Raw genomic sequence first — 6,249 nt, forward strand, 5'->3', positions numbered from 1 at the left:
GAACGCGCTTCAGTGGCAGCAATAACTATCTGCAACTGCTGGAACAGGTACGACAGGTAACGATGTCTGCCTATGAACATCAATCTTATCCCTTTGATGAGCTGGTAGATGCGTTGCCGCTCAAACGCGACATGAGCCGCAGCCCCCTGTTTGATGTGATGGTAGTATTGCAGGAAACAGATATCAATGCACTCATAGCACAAAGCGGCGGAGCGCTGCAAATAAAGCCTTATGAGGAAGCTATTAATCCTGTCAGCAAGTTTGATCTCTCTTTTGAGTTTGTAACAGCAGGTACGCAGTTACAGCTTAGTATTATTTACAACAGTGATATCTATACCGCTGTAACTGCTAACGCCTTGCTGCAACACTTCGAACAGTTGCTGCATGCGATCGTTGAAAGCCCCGAAGCATCACTGAACCAGCTGAATTATTTAAGTGCAGCAGAAAAAACACAATTGTTGCATGGTTTCAATAATACAGCAGCTGCTTATCCGGAAGATAAAACGTTGGTGCATCTGTTTGCAGAACAGGTGGCCAAAGCACCTGACGCGATAGCGCTGGTTTTTGAAGAAAGTGTTTTTACCTATCAGCAGCTGGATGAGTATTCCAGCCAGCTGGCGCATTACCTGCGAAGTAAGTACGATATTAAAGCAGATGATTTAATAGGTGTGCAACTGGAGAGAAGTGAACGGATGATCATCGCGTTGCTGGCAGTGCTGAAATCAGGCGGGGCTTATGTTCCCATTGATCCTGATTTTCCACAGGACCGTATCGATTACATTGTAGCCGATAGTGCCTGCAAAGTACTGATCGATGAAGCAGAACTGTTACGCTTTGCATCAGTACAATCATCTTATGAGATAACAGCTCCTGTTATCATCAACCAACCCTATGATCTGGCTTATGTGATCTATACTTCTGGCTCTACCGGCAGGCCGAAAGGCTGTATGCTGGAGCACCGTGGTGTGGTGAACAGATTGGAGTGGATGTGGCAGCACTATCAGTTTAGTGCAGCAGACATCATCCTGCAGAAGACCACCTTCACCTTTGATGTATCGGTATGGGAATTGTTCCTGCCGCTGTGCTGGGGCGCGCGTATGGTGTTGTGCCATAAAGATGATATCGGTGCACCGGAACGTTTACGTGCGTTGATCGCGCGTCACCAGGTGAGCTGCCTGCACTTTGTGCCGGGTATGTTCAATGCTTTCATTACTACTTTATTTGAAGAAGAAGATATTACCGCTGCGCTGGGCAGTCTTCGACTGGTAGTTACCAGCGGTGAAGCACTATCAGCAGAAACGGTGCGCAGCTGGTATGAGCGCATGACTACACCTGTTCATAACCTGTACGGCCCTACGGAGGCCTCAGTGGATGTGACATACTATGCAACCCGGCCGGGGGATCAGCGCATCCCGATTGGCCGCCCTATCTGGAATACACAACTGTATATACTCGGTGCAGATAATTCCGTACAGCCGATCGGCGTAACCGGTGAGATCTGCATCGGCGGCGACGGGCTTGCCCGTGGCTACCTGAACAAACCGGCACTGACTGCGGAGAAGTTTGTGGCGCATCCCTTTGAAGAAGGTCGTCGTATCTATCGCACCGGTGATATCGGCCGCTGGCTGCCGGACGGTAATATTGAATACCTCGGCCGTATAGATGACCAGGTGAAGATCCGCGGCTATCGTATAGAACTCGGAGAGATAGCTACAGTGCTGCATAGTCATCCTGATATTGATGCCGCCGTGGTGATAGCGAAAGCTGATCAGACGGGCACGCTGAACCTGGTGGGGTATTTTATTGGCAAAAAGTCTATCGCACTTGCAGAGCTGCGGCAGTGGCTGGGAAGCAGCCTGCCTGCTTATATGATACCGGCTTACTTCGTGCAGCTGGATAGCTTCCCGCTGAATGCCAGCGGTAAGATTGATCGCCGGCAGCTGCCGGCTCCGGAAGACTTTGGATTAAGTAGCGGAACTACGTATATACCTGCCCGTAATAACATAGAAGCGCAGTTAATAGCGATCTGGGAACAGGTACTAGGCAGGACTCCGATCGGTATAAAAGATAATTTCTTTGACCTGGGAGGCCACAGCCTAAAAGCTACCCGGCTGGGAAGCCTGATCCATAAGGCTTTTGATGTGAAGCTGCCGCTAAAGGAACTTTTCTCCAACAGCATACTGGAACAACAGGGGTTATTGATCGCTGCGTCGCGGAAGACGATCTTTTCACAGATCGCCCCGGCGCCTGAGCAGGTGTCTTATCCGTTGTCATCTTCCCAGCGCCGCCTATGGGTGTTGAGCCAGTTTGAAGAAGGTAGTGTGGCCTATAATATGCCAGGAGTCTATACTTTGACCGGCGCCTTGGATATCGCCAGACTGGAAGCTGCATTTAAAACGCTGATCGCAAGACATGAAATACTACGGACCGTCTTTAAGGAAGAGGAATCCGGTGTCCGTCAATATATCCTTGCTGCTATAGATTTTAAGATAGAAGATCTTACAGATATATCTACATTTTGTTACACCCCTTTTGACCTGAGTGCGGGCCCCTTGCTGCGTGCCGCTGTTGGGGAGGTAGCAGCAGGAGAGTGGGTGTTTGTGTACGTGATGCACCACATCATCAGTGATGGCTGGTCGATGGGTGTGCTGATCAAAGAACTGCTGCATATCTACCATGATAACAGTCCGCTACCTGTATTACCGCTACAGTACAAGGATTACGCAGTATGGCAGCAATCCGGCTCAGCCGCCCAGTCCCAGGCCTACTGGCTGGAACAGTTCAGCGGCGAGCTACCGGTGCTGGAACTACCGGCAGATAAGCCCCGTCCGGCGGTAAAGACTTACCACGGCGGCCTGGTGCAAAAGCAGATTGCCCTCACTGGTCTTCAATCGCTGTTGCAGTCCACCGGCAGCACACTGTTCATGGGATTAGTGGCAGCCGTGAACGCCTTGCTTTACCGCTACAGCGGCCAGGAAGATATCATCCTCGGCAGCCCGGTAGCCGGCAGGGAACACGCAGACTTGGAAGGACAAATAGGATTCTATGTAAACACACTGGCGCTGAGAACGCGCTTCAGTGGCAGCAATAGCTATCTGCAACTGCTGGAACAGGTACGACAGGTAACGATGTCTGCCTATGAACATCAATCTTATCCCTTTGATGAGCTGGTAGATGCCTTGCCGCTCAAACGCGACATGAGCCGCAGCCCCCTGTTTGATGTGATGGTAGTATTGCAGGAAACAGATATTAATGCGCTCATAGCACAAAGCAGTGGAACGCTGCAAATAAAGCCTTATGAAGAAGCTATTAATCCTGTCAGCAAGTTTGACCTGAACTTCATATTTGAACCACAGCAGGATGGATTACAACTTAGCATAGAATACAACAGTGACTTGTTCCACGCTGATACGATAACAAGGATAGCTAGCCATCTGGATCAGCTGCTGGCAGCGATTGTAGCACATCCTGCTATTGCTATTCAACAGCTGGATTACCTGGGCAATGAAGAACGAGCTACCATCCTGTACGACTTTAACAATACAACAATCGCTTACCCTTCTGATAAAACGATTACTGCGCTCTTTGCTGCACAGGCAGCGAAAACACCGGATAAAACAGCGCTTGTATTTGAATCATTGTCGCTCACTTACCATGAGCTGGATATACTTTCCAATCAGCTAGCGCATTACTTACGGGAGCAGTACCACCTTGGGTCTGATGACCTGGTAGGCGTGATGCTGGAGCGCAGTGAGTGGCTGATGGTTGCAGTGCTGGGTGTCTTAAAGTCAGGCGGGGCTTATGTTCCCATCGATCCTGATTATCCGCAGGAGCGCATTGATTATGTGCTGGAAGATACCAGCTGTAAAGTGCTGATAGATGTGGCCGTATTGTCCCGCTTTAAATCGGTACGGTCAGCCTACGATACAACGCCGGTATCTACGGTTAATCAGCCGCAGGACCTGGCTTATGTGATGTATACCTCCGGCTCTACGGGCAAGCCGAAAGGGGTAATGGTGACCCATCAGAACGTAGTAAGACTGGTAACAGAACAGAACTATATAAGTCTTAGCGGTGATGAAATACTGCTTTCTACCGGCGCGCTGTCCTTTGATGCGACGACCTTTGAATACTGGTCAATGTTGCTGCATGGCGGTAAACTGGTGCTGTGCAGTCAGGATGCATTGCTGGATGAACAACAGCTGGCAGGCCTGATTACCGAACATGGAGTAGATGTGATGTGGTTTACCAGCGGCTGGCTGAACCAGCTGGTGGACAAGGATATCAGGGTATTTGAGGGTCTTGGAACGGTGATCACCGGAGGAGATAAGCTCTCCCCATTGCATATCCATACCTTACAACAATATTATCCTTCGCTGCGGATTATTAACGGTTACGGGCCAACGGAGAATACAACTTTCTCACTTACCTATCATACCGGACAAACGCTGTCGGATATTCCTGTTGGCAGGCCTATCCACCACAGCACGGCCTACATCCTGGATGCTGCCGGTCAGTTATGTCCGATAGGCGTACCAGGGGAGATCGTAGTAGGTGGCGATGGTATTGCGAGGGGTTACCTGAACAATGCAGAACTCACGGCCGCACGTTTCATTTCAGATCCCTTCCAGCCTGGTGGCCGCCTTTATCGCACCGGTGATATCGGCCGCTGGCAGCCGGATGGTAATATTGCCTTCCTTGGCCGCAAGGACGATCAGGTGAAAATCCGCGGCTATCGTATAGAGCCGGGTGAGATCACCCATGCGCTGCAATCCCATCCTGATGTAGATGCCGCCATCGTGGTAGTGCGTACCACATCGCAAGGGGAGAAGGAGTTGGTGGCCTACCTGACCAGTGCGCAGTCCCTGCATAGCACTGTGCTGAGAAGCTGGCTGGACCAGCTGCTACCGGCACATATGATCCCGGCTTACTTCGTGCAGCTGGATAGCTTCCCGCTGAATGCCAATGGCAAGGTAGATCGCCGGCAGCTGCTGGCTCCGGAAGACTTTGGATTAAGTAGCGGAACTACGTATATACCTGCCCGTAATAACATAGAAGCGCAGTTAATAGCGATCTGGGAACAGGTACTGGGCAGGACGCCGATCGGTGTCAAAGACAATTTCTTTGACCTGGGAGGCCACAGCCTGAAAGCTACCCGGCTGGGAAGCCTGATCCATAAGGCTTTTGATGTGAAGCTGCCGCTAAAGGAACTTTTCTCCAACAGCATCCTGGAACAACAGGGGTTATTGATCGCTGCGTCGCGGAAGACGATCTTTTCACAGATCGCCCCGGCGCCACAGCAGGCGTCATATCCGTTGTCGTCTTCCCAGCGCCGCCTATGGGTGTTGAGCCAGTTTGAAGAAGGTAGTGTGGCCTACAACATGCCAGGAGTCTATACTTTGACCGGCGCCTTGGATATCGCCAGACTGGAAGCCGCCTTTAATACACTGATCGCAAGACATGAAATATTACGGACCGTCTTTAAGGAAGAGGAATCCGGTGTCCGTCAATATATCCTTGCTGCTATAGATTTTAAGATAGAAGATCTTACAGATATATCTACATTTTGTTACACCCCTTTTGACCTGAGTGCGGGCCCCTTGCTGCGTGCCGCTGTTGGGGAGGTAGCAGCAGGAGAGTGGGTGTTTGTGTACGTGATGCACCACATCATCAGTGATGGCTGGTCGATGGGTGTGCTGATCAAAGAACTGCTGCATATCTACCATGATAACAGTCCGCTACCTGTATTACCGCTACAGTACAAGGATTACGCAGTATGGCAGCAATCCGGCTCAGCCGCCCAGTCCCAGGCCTACTGGCTGGAACAGTTCAGCGGCGAGCTACCGGTGCTGGAACTACCGGCAGATAAGCCCCGTCCGGCGGTAAAGACTTACCACGGCGGCCTGGTGCAAAAGCAGATTGCCCTCACTGGTCTTCAATCGCTGTTGCAGTCCACCGGCAGCACACTGTTCATGGGATTAGTGGCAGCAGTGAATGCCTTGCTTTACCGCTACAGCGGCCAGGAAGATATCATCCTCGGCAGCCCGGTAGCCGGCAGGGAACACGCCGACCTGGAAGGACAAATAGGATTCTATGTGAATACACTGGCGCTTAGAACGCGTTTCAGTGGCAGCAATAGTTATCTGCAACTACTGGAACAGGTACGGCAGGTAACAATGTCTGCGTACGAACATCAATCTTATCCCTTTGATGAGCTGGTAGATGCCTTGCCGCTCAAACGCGACATGA

At 50.9% G+C, this 6,249-nt stretch carries 1 protein-coding gene; it reads left to right on the top strand.

The window, feature by feature from the left end; genetic code table 11:
- On the top strand, positions 1 to 6,249 hold a 6,249-nt coding region (locus F3J22_RS30185; RefSeq protein WP_167021736.1), incomplete at both ends, for a non-ribosomal peptide synthetase.

The sequence above is a fragment of the Chitinophaga sp. Cy-1792 genome, assembly GCF_011752935.1.
GTDB lineage: Bacteria > Bacteroidota > Bacteroidia > Chitinophagales > Chitinophagaceae > Chitinophaga.